Annotated in this window: 15 protein-coding genes and 2 pseudogenes; 12 read left to right on the top strand and 5 right to left on the bottom strand. The window is 42.5% G+C overall.

Features of this window, described 5'->3' with window-relative positions:
* Nucleotides 1–219 precede the first annotated feature (219 nt).
* The 6 genes from pepT (at nucleotide 220) to JKJ11_RS19250 (ending at nucleotide 9087) form a co-directional block, all read left to right on the top strand.
* Nucleotides 220–1449: a peptidase T gene (pepT, locus tag JKJ11_RS19275; protein WP_006073607.1), complete on the top strand. Its 1230-nt coding sequence runs from the start codon at nucleotides 220–222 to the stop codon at nucleotides 1447–1449.
* A gap of 28 nt (nucleotides 1450–1477) precedes the next feature.
* Nucleotides 1478–2332: a mechanosensitive ion channel family protein gene (locus JKJ11_RS19270; RefSeq protein WP_006073609.1), complete on the top strand. Its 855-nt coding sequence runs from the start codon at nucleotides 1478–1480 to the stop codon at nucleotides 2330–2332.
* A gap of 124 nt (nucleotides 2333–2456) precedes the next feature.
* Nucleotides 2457–3590, top strand: coding sequence for an efflux RND transporter periplasmic adaptor subunit (locus JKJ11_RS19265; protein ID WP_006073611.1), 1134 nt, complete (start codon nucleotides 2457–2459; stop codon nucleotides 3588–3590).
* Between the two features lie 3 nt (nucleotides 3591–3593).
* On the top strand, nucleotides 3594–6749 hold the full coding sequence (locus JKJ11_RS19260; RefSeq protein WP_006073612.1) for an efflux RND transporter permease subunit: 3156 nt from the start codon (nucleotides 3594–3596) through the stop codon (nucleotides 6747–6749).
* A gap of 326 nt (nucleotides 6750–7075) precedes the next feature.
* Nucleotides 7076–7783 (top strand): response regulator, encoded by a 708-nt coding sequence (locus JKJ11_RS19255; RefSeq protein WP_503061275.1) that lies wholly within the window; start codon nucleotides 7076–7078, stop codon nucleotides 7781–7783.
* 11 nt (nucleotides 7784–7794) lie between these two features.
* Nucleotides 7795–9087 carry an ATP-binding protein gene (locus JKJ11_RS19250; protein WP_006073615.1) on the top strand — a complete coding sequence of 431 codons (1293 nt, stop codon included), beginning with the start codon at nucleotides 7795–7797 and terminating at the stop codon, nucleotides 9085–9087.
* Nucleotides 9088–9117: 30 nt separating this feature from the next.
* Here the strand turns inward: JKJ11_RS19250 and JKJ11_RS19245 are convergent, their stop codons facing one another.
* Nucleotides 9118–9414, bottom strand: coding sequence for a hypothetical protein (locus tag JKJ11_RS19245; protein ID WP_006073617.1), 297 nt, complete (start codon nucleotides 9412–9414; stop codon nucleotides 9118–9120).
* Nucleotides 9415–9856: 442 nt separating this feature from the next.
* Here JKJ11_RS19245 and JKJ11_RS19240 point away from each other — a divergent pair, with 442 nt between their 5' ends.
* From JKJ11_RS19240 to yqfB, 4 genes and pseudogenes are all read left to right on the top strand, one after another.
* On the top strand, nucleotides 9857–11002 hold the full coding sequence (locus tag JKJ11_RS19240) for an exonuclease SbcCD subunit D (RefSeq protein ID WP_006073619.1): 1146 nt from the start codon (nucleotides 9857–9859) through the stop codon (nucleotides 11000–11002).
* A 6-nt stretch (nucleotides 11003–11008) separates the two neighbouring features.
* Nucleotides 11009–11731, top strand: a pseudogene (locus JKJ11_RS26200) (AAA family ATPase); the annotation flags it as partial.
* Nucleotides 11732–12457: 726 nt separating this feature from the next.
* Nucleotides 12458–14053 (top strand): annotated as a pseudogene (locus JKJ11_RS26195) (SbcC/MukB-like Walker B domain-containing protein); the annotation flags it as partial.
* Nucleotides 14054–14062: 9 nt separating this feature from the next.
* The gene (yqfB, locus tag JKJ11_RS19230; protein WP_031494371.1) at nucleotides 14063–14371 is read left to right on the top strand and encodes a N(4)-acetylcytidine aminohydrolase; all 309 of its coding nucleotides are present in this window, start codon (nucleotides 14063–14065) and stop codon (nucleotides 14369–14371) included.
* 34 nt (nucleotides 14372–14405) lie between these two features.
* Here the strand turns inward: yqfB and JKJ11_RS19225 are convergent, their stop codons facing one another.
* Nucleotides 14406–15275, bottom strand: coding sequence for a patatin-like phospholipase family protein (locus tag JKJ11_RS19225; protein ID WP_252039802.1), 870 nt, complete (start codon nucleotides 15273–15275; stop codon nucleotides 14406–14408).
* A gap of 234 nt (nucleotides 15276–15509) precedes the next feature.
* Between JKJ11_RS19225 and JKJ11_RS19220 the strand changes: the two genes are divergently transcribed.
* Nucleotides 15510–16778, top strand: a complete 1269-nt coding sequence (locus tag JKJ11_RS19220) for an O-acetylhomoserine aminocarboxypropyltransferase/cysteine synthase family protein (RefSeq protein ID WP_006073626.1) — start codon at nucleotides 15510–15512, stop codon at nucleotides 16776–16778.
* 47 nt (nucleotides 16779–16825) lie between these two features.
* Here JKJ11_RS19220 and JKJ11_RS19215 read toward each other — a convergent pair whose 3' ends face one another.
* The 3 genes from JKJ11_RS19215 to JKJ11_RS19205 form a co-directional block, all read right to left on the bottom strand.
* Nucleotides 16826–17842, bottom strand: a complete 1017-nt coding sequence (locus JKJ11_RS19215) for an OmpA family protein (RefSeq protein WP_124942119.1) — start codon at nucleotides 17840–17842, stop codon at nucleotides 16826–16828.
* Nucleotides 17843–18018: 176 nt separating this feature from the next.
* On the bottom strand, nucleotides 18019–18837 hold the full coding sequence (locus JKJ11_RS19210; protein WP_006073630.1) for a LysR family transcriptional regulator: 819 nt from the start codon (nucleotides 18835–18837) through the stop codon (nucleotides 18019–18021).
* A 66-nt stretch (nucleotides 18838–18903) separates the two neighbouring features.
* Nucleotides 18904–19296: a glycine zipper family protein gene (locus tag JKJ11_RS19205; RefSeq protein ID WP_006073632.1), complete on the bottom strand. Its 393-nt coding sequence runs from the start codon at nucleotides 19294–19296 to the stop codon at nucleotides 18904–18906.
* Between the two features lie 494 nt (nucleotides 19297–19790).
* On the opposite strand from JKJ11_RS19205, the gene JKJ11_RS19200 reads away from it, so the two are divergent.
* Entirely contained in the window at nucleotides 19791–20777 is a 987-nt protein-coding gene (locus tag JKJ11_RS19200; RefSeq protein WP_252039801.1) for a cytochrome-c peroxidase, read from the top strand.
* The last annotated feature ends 53 nt before the right edge of the window (nucleotides 20778–20830 follow it).

Here is a 20830-nt window from a genome sequence, read left to right as displayed (position 1 = left end):
CCACATTTAGATTGGTAAACGTAATTTATAAACTCATTATTTATCTAATGTCTCTAATCGTCATCAGCCCAAACTATCAAATTTAGGGCGTAGGGTAATAGGCGTATATTAATTGGCGTTTTTCTCACTCAATCTATATAAAACTGATTCATCGCAATTTACTGACAATGAGTTTACGTATGATGAGTACCAATATTCATAAGAACGTAAGGTGAAAAAATGACAAGTCTTATCGACCGGTTTCTCAATTATGTCACGTTTGACACGCAATCAGACCCGTCACAAGGTTGTTGTCCAAGTTCAAAAGGTCAAACGACATTCGCTGCGTTTCTCAGAGACGAACTTCTATCACTAGGTCTGCATGAAGTTGTTCTAGATGACAACGGATATGTAATGGCAACACTTCGTTCCAATGTTGACTACAACGTTCCAGCCATCGGTTTTGTTGCACATATGGACACAGCCCCTGATGCTTCAGGAGCTAACGTAAAACCTCAACTAGTAGAAAATTATCAAGGTGGTGATATTGCTTTGGGTAAGGGCGAGGAAGTCTTGTCTCCGATACAGTATCCAGATCTTCATGAGTTACATGGGCATGACATCATAACCACCGATGGCACGACGCTATTAGGTGCAGATAATAAAGCAGGTATTGCAGAGATCATTTCTGCAGTAGAGTATCTGATCGAAAATGCAGATATCCCTCACGGCGACATCAAAATTGCCTTCACCCCAGATGAAGAGATAGGGCGTGGCGCAGACCTGTTTAATGTTGAGAGGTTCGGGGCACAGTGGGCCTACACGATAGATGGTGGACCTGTCGGAGAGCTTGAATACGAGAACTTTAATGCAGCCGCGGCAATGGTGACGTTTCATGGTAACAATGTTCACCCTGGCACTGCGAAAGGCAAGATGGTGAACTCCATGACTTTCGCATCGCGATTCCAAGCAGAAATGCCTTCAGAAGAGACGCCTGAAATGACAGAAGGCTATGAAGGCTTCTTCCACCTGACAACTGCAGAAATGTCAGTACCGAAATCTACGCTACATTATATTTTGCGAGACTTTGAGCAAGAAGGTCTGGAGAGACGAAAAGCTTACCTGGAGGATAAGGTCGCGACATTTAACCAAGGTAGCAAACAGAAACTCGTCACTTTAACGATCACTGATAACTACTCTAATATGAAGGAAATGGTTGAACCACATCCACATATTATCGATATTGCTAAACAAGCGATGATAGCTTGCGATGTTAAGCCAAACATCAAACCGATTCGTGGTGGTACGGATGGAGCACGATTATCGTTTATGGGCCTACCATGTCCAAACATCTTCACTGGTGGTTATAATTTCCACGGTATTCATGAATTTATTACCGTTCAAGGAATGGAATTAGCATTAAACGTGATTGTGCAAATTGCGAAAGACACTGCAATTCGTTATCGTTAGGGAAAACAAAGTTATGCAGTAGGCGACCATGGAAGATTTTCAAAAAGTAATAGCGTTCTTATTAGAAAACAAACTGTTATTAAGCTTTCTGGTCGTCCTTGTTATCTTAGTCATTCGCCGAGTGACCCTTTCTGGTATCCGAGGGGATGTCGCTTTCTTATCTGAAGATCAGCGTAAATGGATGTCGAGAACTAAAAATGGTTCTTTTGCTATTATCGTTATCACGTTGTTTTTGGTTTGGAAGTCTGAAATCAGTGAGTTTGCACTGTCGGTTACGGCTATTGCCGTCGCTATTGTCGTTGCCTCCAAAGAAATTATCCTGTGCTTTACTGGTTCTATCCAAAGAGCGAGCTCTCGTTCATTTAGAATCGGAGATTGGATTGAGGTTGGCAAAACGAGTGGTGAGGTAATAGAGCACAACTTAATGGCGACTGTTATTCAAGAGATAGACTTGTATCACGGCCAATATCACTTCACTGGCAAAACGATCACTTTGCCAAACAGCATGTTCTTCACTTACGCGGTAAAAAACCTAAACTTTATGAAAAGGTATGTCTACCATAGCTTTTCTATTATTGTTCCTGGGTTTGACAACTTATTCCCGTTATTACCTGAACTTACGAGTAAAATTGAACACCATAGTGAGAGCTTTATCGATGTTGCGCGGCGCTATAACAGTGTTATAGAGAAACATGCCGGCGTCGATCTCCCTGGTTCAGAGCCACATATCCACATTTCTAGTGGCGCTACGGGGGAACAAATTCTACATGTAATGATATTTTGCCCAACAGAATTAGCGACACATCTAGAGCAAGAAATTCGCGCTGATTTTATGAATATCTACCACCATGCATTTCCAAGAGATATAGAAAAAACTACGTAAAAACAGTTCGTTATATTTTGAAACACTTTCAATATAACTATTAATACTTCTCGGACATTCAGCTGACTTGTAATTTGCTAGTCTGCCAAAGCTTGTTCCAATTAGAAGATAAAATGGTGTTTCAATGCCTAAAAAACTACTCGTTGCTAGCCTAGTCTCTGCTGTTCTTTTAGCAGGGTGCGGTGAAACAACTAATACCCAACAAAACGCGCCAGCGCCTCTAGTACAAACCCAAGCGGTGGAGGTGGTTCCTCATCAACAAAGTAAAATTTACATCGGACGCATGGATGCGGTAGAAGACACGGCTATTACAGCTCAAGTCTCAGGCTACTTACTGGAACGTCATTTCCAAGAAGGGCAAATTGTAGAAAAAGGACAGTTGCTCTATACCATCGAGCCATCAACGTTTGAAGCTCAAGTAGCGAGCGCAAAAGCTATGGTTTCAGAAGCTCGCTCCTCGTTAAAGAAAGCAGAACTGGACTTCGAGCGTGGTAAGAACCTAGTTAAATCAAACAATATTTCTCAGGCCGAATTTGATGCGTTAACTGCTTCACTAATGAGCGCTCGTGCGCAATTAGAAGCTGGAATTGCACAAGAGAAAGTTGCTGAAGTAAACCTATCGCATACTACGATCAGAGCACCATTCACGGGTCGAATCTCTGACAGTAAAGTGAGTACGGGTGACTTGTTATCTCCGTCTTCAGGTGTGCTTACTACTCTAGTGAGTATGGACCCTATCTATGCCTCATTCAGCATATCAGAGCGAGAACGACTTGCCTTAGGCATGGACCAAATCGAAGGTGATGGTTCTGATGAGTCCAATGGCGTAGCAGTCAACGTTATCCTAGAAGATGGTCGTGTCTATGAGCAACAAGGGAAAATCGACTTTTTAGGCAACCGAATTAATCTTAATACTGGCACATTAGCGATGCGTGCCGTGGTTGAAAACCCAAGTCAAAGGCTGTTACCAGGTCAACATGTTCGCGTTGAGCTTATGGAAAAAGAGGCGAGCGACGTAGTTACTGTGCCAAGACGAGCAGTACAAACTGACCTAGAAGGTGACTTTGTCATGATCGTTTCTGAAGGAAATGTGGCGGAGCGCCGCAATGTTGCGCTAGGACCTCAGGTGGAAACGGGTGTTGTGATTCGCTCTGGTCTTAAAACTACTGATGTTGTTATCACTCAAGGTCTACAACGTGTAAGAAATGGAATCCCTGTACGTATTCAAGAGCCTAAGTCACAAGAACAGGGTGCCTAATACATGTTAAGTCGTTTCTTTATTCAAAGACCAAAGTTCGCTTTGGTTATTTCGATAATACTCACACTCGCCGGTGCTATTTCTTTGATGGTTCTACCGGTTGCTGAGTATCCTAAAATCAGTCCGCCATCGGTAAGTGTTACCGCTTATTATACAGGTGCAAGTGCGGAAGTCGTTGAAGAAGCTGTCGCAGACCCAATAGAGACGTCGGTGAATGGTGTAGAGAACATGATTTACATGTCCTCAAAGAGTGCTAACGATGGTTCATATAACCTAAACGTAACCTTTGACATCGGTACTGATCCGGACATGGCTCAGGTTAACGTTCAAAACCGCGTATCGCAGATAGAATCAAAACTTCCGCAAGAAGTTCGTATGGTCGGCGTAACAGTTAAAAAACGCTCGCCTGATCTGTTGATGGTTCTAAACTTCTATTCTCCAGATGGTCGTTACGATGACCAGTTCTTGATTAACTACATTAATCTCAACGTTAAAGATCAGCTGGCTCGTGTTAAAGGCATTAGTGAAGTTAACGTTATTGGTGGCGGTGAATACGCGATGCGCGTATGGTTAGACCCCGATAAGCTAGCGAATCTCAAAATGACTACCAGCGATGTCTATGCCGCGCTAGCAGAACAGAATGTTCAAGTTGCTGCGGGTAGGGTCGGTGCTGCGCCTTATGCTGATCCACAAGAGGTACAATTTAACTTAGTAACTAAAGGTCGTCTTGAGTCAGTCAGCGAGTTTGAAAACGTCGTTCTTCGAGCAAACTCTGATGGTTCAACGGTCTACTTAAAAGATGTCGCTCGTGTTGAATTGGGTAAGAAGTTCTATGACGGTAGTGGTCAATTCCGTGGTGAGGACGCATCAATCGTTGCGCTAAACCTACAATCTGATGCTAATGCATTAGAAAGTGGACAGGCAGTGATGGATTTACTTGAGCGTCTAAGTGTCAATTTCCCTGAGGGAATGGCATATGAAACCAGTTATGACACGACGGTGTTCGTTGCAGAATCGATCAAGGGCGTAGTTAAAACACTGGTGGAAGCTATTTTACTGGTAATCGCAGTAACGTATCTGTTTCTAGGTAGTGCGCGAGCAACATTAATTCCGGTTGTTGCTATCCCGGTATCTCTAATTGGTACGTTTGCCGTGATGAACATGACCGGCTTTACGATCAATACAGTAACCTTATTCGGGATCATTCTTGCAATTGGTATCGTAGTGGATGACGCTATCTTGGTTATCGAGAATGTGGATACCATCATGAAGCGCAATCCTCATATCTCGCCAAGAAAAGCAACCTTGATGGCGATGAAAGAGGTAACAGGGCCGATTATTACCTCGACGCTGGTTCTATTGGCTGTATTCATTCCTGTGACGTTGCTCCCAGGGATCACAGGAATCATGTACCGCCAGTTTGCGCTGACTATTTGTATCTCGGTAATCATCTCGTCGATAAACGCGTTAACACTATCACCAGCACTTTGTTCATTAGTATTGAAACAGGGCGGAGGAAACACAGCTCGTTGGTTCCAAACGTTTAACGGACTGTTAGAACGTATCACGATGCGATATGGCCAAGTTGCAGGATTTTTGGTTAAAAAAGCCTTGCTGCTAATGACATTCTTTATTATTGCGGTAGGCGCAGTAACTTTCCTTTCGAAAAATACGTCAACAGCGTTTGTTCCTCAAGAAGATAAAGGCATTCTACTGGTAAACGTCCAACTTCCTGATTCAGCCTCGTTATCTCGTACTACTGAAACCACTGAGAAATTGGTGAATCTAGTGCAGCAGGAACCGGGAATCGATGGAATCACGGTTGCTAACGGATATGCGTTTATGACCGGAGCCGCGGCTTCCAATGGTGCTTCACTGTTTATCAAACTGAAAGACTGGAGTGAGCGAAACGGATTTGAAGGTGATCATTCTGCAAACGCGATTGCAGCACGAGTTAATGGAATGGCGGCTCAGCAGATTCCAGGAGCAGTTGTGTTTGCAATGGGGCCGCCAGCGGTTCCGGGTATGGGAGCAGCTTCGGGTTTCGAGTTTGTTCTAGAAGATACCTTAGGACGAAGCCGAACTGACCTTGCTCTAGTAATGCAAGATGTGATTCAGACGGCTAATCAACAACCGGAAATAGCCTATACGTTCAGTACTTTCCGAGCAAATGTTCCACATTACTATGTCGATATCGACCGTGAGAAAGCTCAACAGTTAGGGATCCCTCTCTCATCGATATTTCAAACGCTACAGGGTAACTTAGGTTCATTGTACGTGAATGACTTCACGATGTTTGGTAAGAACTTCCGTGTGACGGTACAAGCTGATGCCCAGTATCGAAGTGGAATGGAAGATTTACAATTGTTCCACGTGCGCTCTTCAAACGGTGAGATGATTCCATTAAGCACATTGGTTTCTTACGAACAAGTGTTTGAACCAGACGTCGCGTGGCGATACAACATGTACCGAAGTGCTGTTATCCAAGGACAACCAGCTCCTGGTTATTCGAGTGGTGATGCGATTGCTGCGATGGAAAGGGTAGCTGCTGAGGTACTCCCAATGGGTTACCAGTATGAATGGACAGGAATGGCCTACCAAGAAGTACTAGCGGGTAACCAAGCGATTTACGCGTTTGCGTTAGCGTTAATATTTATTTATCTGTTCATGGTGGCTCAATATGAGAGTTGGACGATTCCTTTAGCCATCATACTCGTTGTTCCGGTCGCGACATTGGGGTCGTTTATAGCTCTGAATCTGACTGGTACGCCTCTTAACCTCTATGCGCAAATAGGTCTCGTCTTGCTCATAGCGTTGGCGGCGAAGAATGCGATATTGATAGTAGAATTCGCCAAACTAGAGCGTGAAGATAAAGATGTGGCTATCGATGATGCAGCTGTTAGAGGAGGGATGCTGAGATTCCGAGCGGTGAATATGACGTCTTGGTCGTTTATCTTGGGTATATTCCCTTTGATTTTTGCATCTGGTGCCGGTCACGTAAGTCAAAATTCGTTAGGTATTTCATTAGTTGGTGGATTGTTATGTGTGTTGCTAGCCGGTACGTTCTTGATTCCGGGCTTTTACGCCATGATTCAACATCGACGTGAGAAAATACGTGGTGGAAGTACTAAGTTAGTACCTCTAGAAGACGACGAATAATCTAAAAAAAAGCTAAATTCTAATCTAAAGCCCCTCTATATAGAGGGGCTTTTTTATAAAATGTAATGTTCTGTCTCATGGATTCTGACAAACCCATACAGTAGGATCTAAAAAAGAGACTAGGGCTGTATTTTGTACGGCGTTCAATTAACGCGGACTAAGATGGTGGTATAAGTTATTGTATTATAGAGTTAATTTGTATAAATATAGTTATATGCACCAACAGGCGTGCTAGGAATAATCTGACGCACCTGTAAACAGGTCTGATTGTAGTATTATGTAAATTTATGTATTGTTGCGATCAATATAGAGAAGAGTTGGACTCAATCATGGTAAATCAAAAATTGTTAATTGTAGAAGATGACACGAAGCTCAACGTGATGTTAGGCGATTACTTTAAAGCTCAGGGTTTTGAGGTAAAGACAGTTTTCGAAGGCAATGAAGCAGCTGAGCTAATTACCGAGTTCAATCCTGACATTACAATTTTAGACCTTATGCTTCCAGGCCAAGACGGATTATCTATATGTAGAGAGGTTCGCGATAGTTATCAGGGAAAAATATTAATGCTGACGGCCAGTGATGACGATTTTGACCATGTTGCTGCCTTAGAAACAGGGGCTGATGATTTTGTATCTAAACCGATTAAGCCTCGTGTATTACTAGCTCGTGTCCGTAATTTATTGAGACGTCCTACTGACGACCACGTACAAATAGACGGAAATTCCATGTCCTTTGGCACTTTAGTTATCTGCCAAAAAAGCAGAAGCTGTAAGTATGACAGTGTTGATGTCGCACTAACTGATAGTGAGTTTGACCTATTGTGGTTACTTGGAAAATCAGCCGGGGAAGTTCTTTCAAGAGACTACCTTACTCGCCAATTACGCGGTATAGACTATGATGGTATAGATCGTACTATCGACAACCGAATAGTGACATTACGTAAAAAGCTTTCTGATGACGCGACAAATCCTAAAGGTATTATCACTGTGCGTGGAAAAGGCTATCTATTCGTTGCCGATGGTTGGAAACACTAAGGTAGCTTATTGTGTGGCGTATATTTGTAGAGTCTCTAGTAGGTTTGATCTTACTATTCGCAGCCAGTATCTATGGTTATGAATACCTAATTTACGGAAAGACTGACCCTGATTTAGTTGACGCCAACCTTCGTGTGGAAGCGTTTCGCGACATCATGAATCATGTGTCGACCAATGAAAGTGATGAGCAAGCCATTGAACTTATGGAGCTTTTCGCAAATAAAACACACCGTCTGTTAGAGCAGTATCCGCAAGATAAGCTTCCAGAGCCAATTAGTGAGTATTTTAAAGAAAACCAGGATACGCATTTTTTGTTAAACGATGACAGTCATTTATGGTTGAAGTTTGATAATAACCCTAATTACTTCGAGCTCTCTGATGACCCAGACTCTGAACTGATTAAAGCTATTGAGTTTGGGAATCAAGTGGTGTGGCTGTTTTTCTTAGCAAGCTTTGTTGCATTCAGCTTTGTACTCATTTGGTTCTTGAGCCGTCGTCTCCGAGTTTTGGAGAAAACAGCAATGGAATTTGCCAGTGGTAATTTTGCAGCGAGAGCCTCAGAACGTCATTGGGTGAGGTTAGGTAAGTTGAATCGGACCTTTAACAGAATGGCGACCAAGATTGCTGATCTTATGATCAGCAATAAAGCGTTAACTAATGCTGTTGCTCATGAGTTGCGAACGCCAATATTTAGGATTCAATGGCAAAGCGAAATACTGTTAGAGCAAATACAAGACCCAGAAGCGAAAAAGCAGCTAACCAGCATCATCGAAGATACTGAAGACATGGAAAAGTTAGTTGATGAGTTGCTCTATTATGCTCGAGTAGAACGACCAGATGCTGCAATTAACCTAGAGAGTGTAAACCTAGTAGAGTGGCTTAAGGAGAATCATGCTAAGTGGGAACATCACATAGGGCAAAAGTTTCTTCTGCAAACCTATCAGACTGAGCTACCAGCACAGATAGATGGTTTTCTTCTATGCAGAGCCCTAGTGAACTTGATTGGTAATGCCAAACGTTATGCAAAAGATGCCATTGTTGTAAAAGTGGTTCCTGATTCTGATCATATCGCGATCGAAGTTCATGATGATGGCATCGGTATAGAGCCAGAACACTGGAGTATGCTGTTTGAGCCGTTTTATCGTGTAGATAAAGCGAGGGACAGGGCGTCTGGCGGTTATGGGCTCGGTCTTGCTATTGTAAAACACATTATGCTTCGTCATGGTGGAAACGTGGAAGTCAGTCACAGTGAGTTGGGGGGAGCATGTTTTAGTTTGATTCTGCCAATAAGAAAGGAGCCGTAAGGCTCCTTTCTTATTAATGGTTATTGAAGGTCAGTGCACAAAGGTGCGACTTCGATAAGTAACACGGGAACCCACTTTTTTATATTCTACTTTACCTTGGTCTTGTAACTTTCTCATAATGACGCTAAACACCCAGCTTTTGGGCGTGTCGTTTGAGCATCCAATGGGATTACAATGGTGCTTTAACCCAAGCTGCTTTTGAATTGTCACGGAAGAAACCCAGCCATCGGAAGTTGAACGTCCGCATTCGTGAAGGTAGGCATGCACTTCTTTAGCGACCCCTTGTAGAAGATCTTCAATTCTATCTTTTCGCTGTGGAGCTTTCATTTTCGTCTCCTTTATTATTGTTCTAGACATTGTTTGTCTGACGTATCGTTGAGTGGATTAAAAGTGCGGCCAGCCATCCATGAGCAGACCGCGATAAGAGAAATTCAACCAATTGTAATATCAGCTAAGTTACAAAACGCAGAGCCGATAACGTGATCATGGAATGCTGAAACACACATGACCAACAACGCGAGTAATTACAGTTAAATCAACTGTGGTTGACTCTCATAAACCCTTTTACCCGTTTTTATTTTTGTCGGGGAGTAGTGGTATTTATAACTAAACTGATATCAAAATTCATAAAACCCCCATTTTTTGGCGGATATTGCTAAGAATATGGCAATTAAGGCTAAGTGATCTGAACGAGAAGTTTTTCGCAGGAATCTGAAGCGCTGATGATATACTTTGCTAAAAGGAAATTATCGATAACAAATTGAACCGCATGAAATTTATCCATACCTCTGATTGGCATTTAGGGAGACAGTTTCACAATGTCTCTTTGCTTGAAGATCAAAAGCAAGTCTTGAACCAAATCACTCGATACGTTACTGAAAATCATATTGATGCGCTAATCATTGCTGGTGACATCTATGATCGTTCAGTACCACCAACCGCAGCTATTGAAGTTCTCGACGGTTTTTTGAATCATATAGTTCAAGATTTGAACGTGCCGGTAATTATGATTTCTGGTAACCACGACGGGGCAAAGAGGTTGGGGTTCGGGTCAAAGCAATTCGATAAAGCAGGCCTGCACATCATTAGTTCACTTGAACAACTCTGTACTCCGGTCGAGATTGTGTCCGCTCAGGATAGCGTAGTCCATTTTTATGGTATGCCTTATAGCGACCCTGAAACGGTAAGGCACCATTATGATATTCAAATCAATAATCATGATGACGCACATGCTTACCTTGCCTCCCAGATCGGTAATGTCTTAGATAAAGATGTACATAATGTAGTTATTAGCCATTGTTTTATTGATGGTGCTGAGACTTGTGAATCAGAGAGAACATTATCAATAGGGGGAGCCGATCGTGTCAGCTATGAACATTTTAAGTCGTTTGATTACGTCGCGTTAGGGCACCTTCATCAAGCTCAAAAACGAGGACTAGAAACCATTCGCTATTCCGGCTCGATCATGAAGTATTCATTTTCAGAACAGCATCATAGAAAAAGTGTGACGTTAGTGGAAATCTGTGATGAGAGTGGCGAGATAACCACAAGAGCTTTGCCTTTAAACGCTCCGCACGATATGCGAGTGCTTGAAGGAGAGTTAGAGAACTTACTTGAACTAGGTCGAAGCGATGCAAATTTTGATGATTATCTATTGGTAAGACTGACGGATAAGCACGCGATTCTCGATCCAATGGCGAAGTTAAGAGAGGTCTACCCAAACGTACTTCATTTAGAAAAGCCTGGAATGTTGGTCGGTGTGGATAAAGAAATATCACAAGCCCGTTTAGGTCGTTCTGAAGTGGATATGTTCAGGGACTTTTTCCTGGAAGTCCAAGGTGACGAAATGACAGACAATCAAAAGGACATGTTATCAGAAGTTGTGATGTCGTTGAAAAAGCAGTCTGAGGAGTAATCAATAGTGAAACCTTTAAAACTGACTCTGCAGGCGTTTGGTCCATTCTCTGGTAAAGAGAGTATTGATTTTTCTCAGCTAGGTGATTGTCCACTTTTTCTTATCAATGGCCCCACGGGATCTGGAAAAAGCTCAATACTGGATGCGATTTGCTACGCGCTTTATGGCGAGACCACTGGAAGCGAGCGTACTGGCGATCAAATGCGTTGTGATTATGCTGATAGTAAAACGCTGACCACCTTGGTATTTGAGTTTGAACTGTCGGGTGAGAAGTATGAGGTTACTCGTAGTCCCGATCAGGAAGTTCCAAAACAGCGTGGAGAAGGTACAACAAAACGAAGCCATAGTGCTACATTACTTAAGCTTAGCAACAACACGCTTATTGCTAATAAACCTAAACAAGTAGGTGTCGCGATACAAGAACTGCTAGGACTTGACGTTAAGCAGTTTCGACAAGTGATGGTGATTCCTCAAGGAAAGTTTAGAGAGTTGCTAACCGCAAGTTCTAAAGAGAGGGAATCTATCTTTGGTCAGTTATTTCAAACACAAGTCTATGCGGCGATAGAACGTACTCTTTTTGATAAAGCAGCAGGTATTCGCAAAGCGAAAGAGGAATTTGATAACCAAATTAAAGGCGCATTAGATGTAGCTTCTCTTGAATCTTTACAGCAGCTCAATGACTCTTTAGATATGTTATCTCCCAATGTTGAGCGCGCAAAGCAAGAATTACAGGTCGTTGAAAAGAGAAAAAAACAAGCTCAGCAAATATATGATCAAGCGCAGTCACTAGAAAAGAGATTCCAAGCTAAGAGCAACGTAGAGGCTGAGGCGAAAACGCTAAACGACAAACGCGGAGAAATTGCACTAAACAAGCAAATTATGACGAGTCACAAGCAGGCAATAAAAATTAGACCTACTTTTGATGAAACCATAAAGCTTGAACAAAACATGTCAACTTTATCGGAACGTATTGATATTGGACGTGGAAAAATACAACAAGCGGAGAAGGAACGAGATGCTTCTATTACTGCTTTGGAACAACAAAAACTGGTTCATAAAAGGAGTGAAGCGCTCAATGAAGAAAGTTACTCCTTAAAGCAGTTAGAAAAAACTCTGAACCAACTTGATGATAAAAGGCGAGAAGCTCAACATGCTGACAGTCAATTCAACACATATGTAGAGCAGCATAAACAAGTATCCGATGAAGTCGAACGACTTCAGGCGCAGACTCTAACGTTTGAAAAATCTTTGAGTGACGCAAGGAAAGAGAAGCAGAAACTTGGTGAAGTGACAATGTCACTCAGTGAGCGGCGGAAACAATGGCAAGGTATTGAAACACTTAAAACAATAGCCGCGAATATTGTAGCGTTGCAGAAACAGCTAAATGACACTCAATCTACGGTTAAAAACTTGTCGGCTTCGGCTCAAGCCGCTACTCGCAAGCGTACAGAATGTGAAATAGCCTGGCATTCTAGTCAAGCCTCGATACTGGCCGCGACTCTTGAAGAAGGTACCGCTTGTCCAGTTTGTGGTAGTGTTGAACACCCTAAACTAGCGGCACCATCACAGGAAACCGTTAGCTTACAACAATTGAATGACTTTAGAGCCAATGAAACGAGCGTAAATGCAGAGCTAAACCAGCAGCAACAAGAGCTAGTAAGGCTAAATAGTGTTCTAGACAGTGCCGTATTACAGCGAAGCGACCTTATAAATTCATTAGAGTTGGATGAGGCGAAGTTAGATCAATCTGCTATTGAAACGCAAAATCAAATAACGATGCTTGAAAACAAAATCAGTGAGCTCAACAAGATTGATTTAAGCGCCATGGAATCGCGCCTTAACAAACACGTTAGCGAAACATCAGCTAAGCAAGAGTTATTAAACACGTTAACGAATTCAGTTAATAAAGCGGCAATTTCAAAAGAGCAACTGCGAGCAGTGGTTGTACAGTTGGAATCGAACAACAAGACTGGATATGCTAATGCCCAATTAGTCCTTCAGCGTCAAGCCTCAATCTCTGATGAATTAACGCAGCTTTCTCAGGCGCTTGAAGCAGCACAGCGCTATGCTAATCAGACAGCAGAAACCTTGGTTAAATATCAGTCTCATTTGGACACACTAACTAAGCAATTGAAGGACTTATCAAACGAACATGCGTCTTCAGTAGAGAGGTGGAAGACACTACTGTTGAGTAGTCATTTTTCTGACGAGGAAGCTTTCTTGTCCTCGATAGTAGACGAGCCACGTATCGCTGCACTTGAGCTTGAGCTTGAGACGTTTGTTCGAGATGAGGTTAGAGTAAGCGAGCAGCTGAAGCTGTTGACTGAAGAGTTGAAAGGTGTAGAGCACCCGAACGTCCAGGAACTGCTTGTTGCCAAAAATGAAACTGATGCATCGTATCAACATATGTTAGGTCAGTTCCAACAACAGCAATCTAAACTGGATAGCCTAAATAATGTATTAACTCGAGTGAACTCGTTGGTGTCGCAAAATGCAGAGCTTGATAAGCAATATCAAGTGGTTGGGACATTAAGTGACGTGGCTAATGGTAAAACGGGTAATAAAATTAGTCTTCATCGTTTTGTATTAGGCGTATTGCTTGACGACGTACTCATCCAAGCATCACAAAGATTGAGATTGATGAGTAAAGGTCGATATGACCTAAAACGAAAAGAAACACGAAGTAAAGGTAATGCAGGGTCTGGCTTGGATTTGATAGTAGAGGATGCATATACAGGAAAATGGCGTGATGTGGCGACGCTCTCGGGTGGTGAGTCATTTATGGCAGCGCTTTCCTTAGCACTAGGGTTGTCAGATGTTGTTCAATCCTATAGTGGCGGCATTCGATTGGATACGCTGTTTATCGATGAAGGATTCGGTAGTTTAGATCCGGAGTCACTCGACCTTGCAGTTCAGACTCTAGTTGAACTTCAACAAAGCGGACGAACAATTGGGATTATTTCCCATGTCTCAGAATTAAAAGAACAAATGCCACTTCGTCTAGATGTCCATGCATCGCGAGTTGGTAGTACAGTAAGTTTGGTTAATTAAGGGTATTGTATGCTAGACCAAATCACGTTTTTCGAAAGGTTTGAAGCTGACATTTTGTCAGGTAAGAAAACAATTACGATTCGCGACAAAACAGAAATTGATTTTGAACTAGGACGAGTTGTTCCTGTTGCGACGTTTGAAACTGGTAGAAAGTTTGGAGATTTAAACATTGTTTCTATTGAGGCGATCCAGTACGACGACATTAATGAGGCTCACGCTTATCAAGAGAACATGACTTTGCCTCAGCTAAAAGAGGTCATCCGTGACATCTATCCTAGTGAGAACGAATTGTACGTAATCACGTTTGAGCTAGCATAATCGCTTGTAAGGTCTGTTCCTAAAACACCGGTTGTTAGCAAAAAGGGCACTCTTCTTGTTGATAGACATGTTCACCTCTAAGATGGTGAACATGCTTTCTTCCTTCGTCTCGTCCCATATCGTAACCTACATCCAGCAACTCTTTTTTCATTGTTAAACGTCGCACCGGGAAATGCTCTGGTGGAGAGATGACACGAATGACGCAGTCAAGTGGCGGGTTCTTGATAAAATCCAAAGACTCATTGTAGTTTTGAGCGCGTTTAGTGAGTGCTCGGCCTACATTTGGGTGTTTGACGAACATCTTTTTCATCAGCCAACCTGATTTAGGTTTGGGCATTTCATAGCTTAACGGATGAGACAGGATAACCGTTATGTCTCTGGCTCCTCGATGATAAGCCTCACGTACGGGAATAGAATCTGCTACGCCACCATCGGTATAACACCCACCATCAAAGCAAGGTGTTTCTTTATAGGCGAGAGGTAACGAAGCGGTTGCCTCTAATGCTTTAGCGATATTGGAACGAGTGACTTCATAGTAATCCGGTAGACCTGTTGAAACATTTGTAGCTGCGGCAATAAAAGGTACGGAATTGAATACCGTGTCTTGATCGAGTGGAAACTGTCTATTGGATTCTTCATATAGCCATTTAACATCCACGAGATGTCCACCAGCTACAAACCGTCGAGGGTTGTAAAACTGCTTGCTAGTCGCGAGCTCTTTAATAACTTGGTAGCTTCGACCAGGAGCATTCCCTAAATATCCCAGTAGGTTCGATGCTCCGGCAGAAACGCCGATAACGAAGTGGTATGGCTTGTACGACTGTTCTAAAAATGCGTCCAACACACCTGCTGCAAATATGCCTCGCATTGCGCCACCTTCGACGATCAGTGCTTTATCGGTCATATGGATTTCTCTTATCTTGGGTTATGTCGCAACAATACTAGGATTGTTGAAGCACGTATAACTGGCTCTACTTATTTCATTAATTGGTAAAACCGATAAAACATCAGGTTAAAAAGCAAAAACTCATGTTGGTTTTTTGGTCTGATTCAAAGAATTCTCGATTTAGTAATGAAATACTGGAAGGCTGACGCTTAAAAACGTCCAGAAAGATAGGACTTTGTAAAAGGAAGGACAATGAAAGACGAAACACTATCGATTCATCACGGATATGAAACGGACCCTACGACAAAATCAGTCGCGACACCCATTTACCAAACGGTAGCATACGAATTTGATAGCGCACAGCACGGAGCGGATCTATTCAATTTGGAAGTACCAGGCAATATTTATACTCGCATTATGAACCCAACGAATGATGTACTCGAACAGCGCATGGCCGCTTTAGAAGGAGGAATTGCTGGGTTGGTGGTAAGTGCAGGTAGTGCCGCGATTAACTATGCAATTCTGACTCTAGCTGAAGCCGGAGATAACATTGTCTCGACGCCTCAACTTTATGGCGGAACATACACATTATTTGCTCACATGTTGCCGAAGCAAGGGATTCAAGTAAAGTTTGCTAAAGATGACAAGCCAGAATCGATTGCCGAGCTAATTGACGAAAATACCAAAGCAGTTTACTGCGAATCGATTGGTAACCCGGCAGGAAATATCGTCGATCTAGAAGGTATTTCTTCGTTGGCACATCAGCAAGGTGTTCCTGTCATTGTCGACAATACTGTTGCGACTCCGATACTTTGTAAACCCATCGAGCATGGTGCGGACATAGTGGTGCATTCTTTGACAAAGTATGTTGGCGGACATGGGACATCGCTCGGCGGTGTGATTATCGATTCTGGGAAGTTTCCATGGGACCAGCATAAAGAGCGATTCCCAGTTTTCAATCAACCAGAGCCATCTTATCATGGTGTGGTTTATACCGAGGCATTTGGTCCAGCAGCATTCATAGGTCGAGCTAGAACCGTACCTTTGCGCAATACAGGATCCGCACTGTCTCCAATGAACGCTTTTATGTTGCTACAAGGTCTAGAAACTCTTCCTTTACGTATGGAGCGTCATACTGAAAATGCCCTCAAAGTGGCGCAATATTTACAACAACACGAGAAAGTGAGTTGGGTGTCTTATGCCGGTTTAGAAGATTCGGCTCACTATGAATTGGCGTGTAAATATATGGATGGGAAACCATCCGCCATTCTGTCTTTTGGCTTGAAAGACGGTTATGAAGCTGGTGTGCGTTTTTATGACGCGTTACAGATATTTAAGAGGTTAGTGAACATTGGCGATGCGAAATCATTAGCGTGTCATCCTGCTTCTACAACTCATAGACAAATGAGTGAGTCTGAACAGTTAGAAGCGGGAGTGCGTCCTGAGATGATTAGGCTTTCAGTTGGTATTGAGCATATAGATGACATTCTGGCTGACTTGGAACAAGCACTTAAAGCATAGAAAAAGAAACCGAGCCAAGCTCGGTTTCTTTTTGTTCTTAATCATTACTATTGGGCTTTTTCTACCATTTCTTCTGTGGTGTATTCGAACTCAGGAACAGTAATTTCAACACGACGGTTTTGTGCACGACCTTCTTTCGTTGAGTTGTCGGCAATTGGGTTAGCTTCGCCCATGCCACTAACCGTCATTCTAGAGCGGTCTATGCCTTGAGATTCTAAGTAAGCGGCGATGGATTCAGCACGCTCTTCAGAAATTCGTTGATTGACCTCTTCAGGACCAGATGAATCAGTATAACCAGTGATAGTTACGGTTGAATCTGGATGATCTTGCATTAGAGCGATAAGTGGATCGTAATCAGACTTAGTATTCTCGTTCAACTTAGTGCTATTAAACTCGAAGTTTTCTTGACCAGAAACTTGTTCAAATGTTTTGGTCATAACTACCGCTTCTGCAACAGGTGGTTCTTCGGCTGAGGCCTCCTGAGTTGAACTAGCTGCAGCAGCGGTTGCAGCAGCCTCAGATGCACTACCAAATGAGTATGAAATACCGAGCCAGAAAGTATCGACATCAGTGTTGAACCAATCATCTTTAGCGTCGTTGATTCGCTGATATTCGAGTCGACCTGACCAAGCTGTTGCAAAGTCATACTCTAAACCGACTCCTCCCATCAGAGCTGTTGATTTACGGTCATCATACATTGTATATGCGGCGCCAACTTTGCCGAATATTGCCCATTCATCGTTAAATGGGTAAGAGAACTTAGGAGCAAGTGTAAGAGCACTCAAATTTGCATCTCTTCTATACTCAGCTCCATCAACAAACGAAGTTTCATAGCTGCCTAGCCAATCGTAAGCAAATTCGAGTGCAATGTAGTCATTCCAATCGTAACCAGTATAAACGCCGGCACTGAAACCACTGTCTGTACAAGGTGCTGCTGAGACATTACACGCATCGGATAGTTGAGAACCACCCAATCGACCACCCAGATAAAAACCATCGTCGGCGACAACTGGCAATGCCATCATCGTTCCAATAATTGATGCTGCTACCACTGTTTTTCTCATAATGACATCCTTTCTATCGTTAACTGTACGATGTATTACATCACTGCTAAAAATAGGTGAGGAGCTCTTTTTTATCAAAGGAATAAAACGGGTTTCATATCAAAAGAACAGCCTATTGCTCATTTATAAGAAATAACGGACGCAGATTTCCTATATATGTGAACTATGTCTTTGTATCAGTTGGGTGTGTTGCTGTAGGAAAGAGGGGTATAACGTCGCAGAATTGGTTCAACGATTTCTATGAGCCATTTTACCTTTTCTTCATTTTTACGCGACGCCTTGGTTAAGATAGCCATGTCTAAATGTAAGGGAGCTTTTTCTGGTGTTTCGGACGTGATATACCGCAATGTGTAACATTGTTCCATTAACTGTGTCATCAATGCATGGTTATCCACGAAAATGGTTGCTTGTGCGTCACTATCAAGTAGCTTGTACCAATCAATATGCTCATTTAGATCAGCAACCATATACTTAACGTATTCTCCGTCCGTGTTGCCATATAACACACCAGTACCCGTGTGAATATATTTCTGATAAATAGATTGAGGCTTGTCAGTCAGAGCATGGACTGCAAGATCGACTTCTTCCGTCAGAAGCAACGACTCTGAGCCTTTATTCCATTGCCTAATTTCAATAGGTGCTGATGTATGCGTGCGAATGGCATTAATAATTTCTTTGCCACAGCCGATTAAGTAGGGCTCGATGATGTGTAAAGTGATTTTATCGACAGATTTCGGATTGAAGGTATCTGGCTTTAAAGCATCGGTAATATCTGCAAGGGCACTTTTTAGTTTAGGCTCAATGTTTTGAGCATAACTAGTCGGAGATAAGCCTTCTGCACTGCGTACAAACAGCGGGTCCGCTAAGTCGATCCTTAATTGAGCCAGCGTTTTAGAGACGTAGGACTGAGAACGACCTAATGCTTTGGCTGTTTTTAACGTAGATTGCGTTTGCATCAAGGTTAAGAATACGCGTAGCGCATTGAGATCGTTCATCGGCAAGTCGATACCATTTAGCTAATGTAAGGCAACTATAATTGTTGGGTAGGAACTTAGCAATTATTAGTTCAGTACCACGTAACCACGGTTAGTCATACAGTTTTTAACTACTGTCTGCTTGTCTTGTTTATATTGTTCTGAGTTTTCACGATTAGCGCGGTTACGGCCAAGAACACCAGCCGCCATTCCCACTGCAGCACCTTTTTTCGCACCTTCAGTACCCGATCCACCAGCGATTGCTACGCCAGCTGAACCTAAAGCAGCCCCTTTAGCAGCGCCGCTTATTGCTCCACCTGATGATTTTTGTTTCTGTACTTGTCCAGACATCTCTTCGCACTTGTGTAGATCGTAGATGTAGTCTTTTTCATCCACACCTTGCATATCAACGATGATGTTTGCGTAGCTAGGCAAAGCAAATGTAGAGGCTAACAGTAAAGAAAATAAAGGTTTTTTCATAGGGGATACTCCGGTTGATTTGGAAGCATGTTAACGAAATCGGTGTGTCAATTTGGAATATCGGTTATTACGTATAGCGTTAGGTGAAATGCATATGGCGGACTTTTGGGAATTCACTAGAGAAATGCGATGAAGAAACAAATAGAGCTAGTGTATCGTTTCTTTTCTAACGATAAATTTCCTGGTTGATTTAAATCAATAAAGTGTGTAAACAAAATGTAGAGTTAATGTAATGACTAATTTCTCATTATTTTTCAAATCCCCATAAATAAAGGCAGATGGCAGCTTGTTAAACTTTACATTCCTTTTTTTCATAATCTTAATCTAAATTTTGCATTGTAAAAGCGATTAATATTTCCTTACTGTTTTATTGCGACGAACAAATAAGCCATAAGTTCGTTGAATTTAATAATAATTATAACCTAACGAGACGATATATATCGTCGGTATTCGCTTGTATTTAATATTTACATATTTGCGCAAAGGAATAAGCAATGAGAAATGTAATAGTAACAGCAATAGCAGTAGGTATCGCATTTAACGTTAATGCGAAAAGGCAAGATCAAGAGCCGATCAAGGTGATTGAACCCGTTGTTGGCTTGGACCAACAAAAGGTCGACTTGGGTAAAGCCCTTTGGTTTGAACCAAGGTTATCTGCATCCAATACGATCTCGTGTAATTCTTGCCACAATGTGGCGAAAGGTGGCGTTGATAACCTTCCGAGCTCTATTGGTCATAAGTGGGCAATTGGACCTATCAATTCACCGACGGTTCTTAACTCAGATTTAAACTTCGTACAGTTCTGGAACGGACGTGCGAAAGACCTTCAAGAGCAAGCCGCAGGGCCTATTGAAAACCCGATAGAAATGGCGTTTTCACATGAACTCGCTATTGGGACTTTGCAATCCATCCCTCAATACCAACAGTGGTTTGAAAGTGCGTATGGTTCAAAGAGCTTTACCATTAATGAAGTAACAGATGCCATTGCAACGTTTGAAAAAACACTTCGCACCCCCAACGCGGCGTTCGATAAGTGGCTAAAGGGGGATGATTCAGCGTTGACTGCTGAACAGGTTGAAGGTTACGCACTGTTTAAGCGAAAAGGCTGTACCGCTTGTCATAGTGGACCACTAGCAGGAGGCCAGATGTACCAAAAAATGGGCTTGGTTAAAGCATTTAAAACAGATAATCCAGACATCGGTAGAGCCGCCGTAACAGGAAAGGATTTCGATAAATATGTATTTAAAGTGCCAACACTCCGTAATATCGAACTTACCTACCCATACTTCCATGACGGGTCTGTATGGGATCTGCAAGAAGCAGTGGAAGTAATGGCAGATATTCAGTTAGGACAAAGCTTAACTAAAGATGAATCGAAGAAAATCACTGCATTCTTAAGATCGCTTACAGGCGAGCAGCCTGAGATCACTTTACCTCACCTTCCACCGTCAACACACTCAACGGCAAGACCACAAATTTAAACAAGTTAAAAAGCGCTCAAAGTTGGGCGCTTTAGTCATTTTCAATCTAATCT

This window comes from Vibrio sp. SCSIO 43133, from assembly GCF_023716845.1.
Taxonomy (GTDB): domain Bacteria; phylum Pseudomonadota; class Gammaproteobacteria; order Enterobacterales; family Vibrionaceae; genus Vibrio; species Vibrio mediterranei.
The sequence above is the reverse complement of the archived record's forward strand: the minus strand, read 5'-3'. Positions and strand labels throughout refer to the sequence as shown.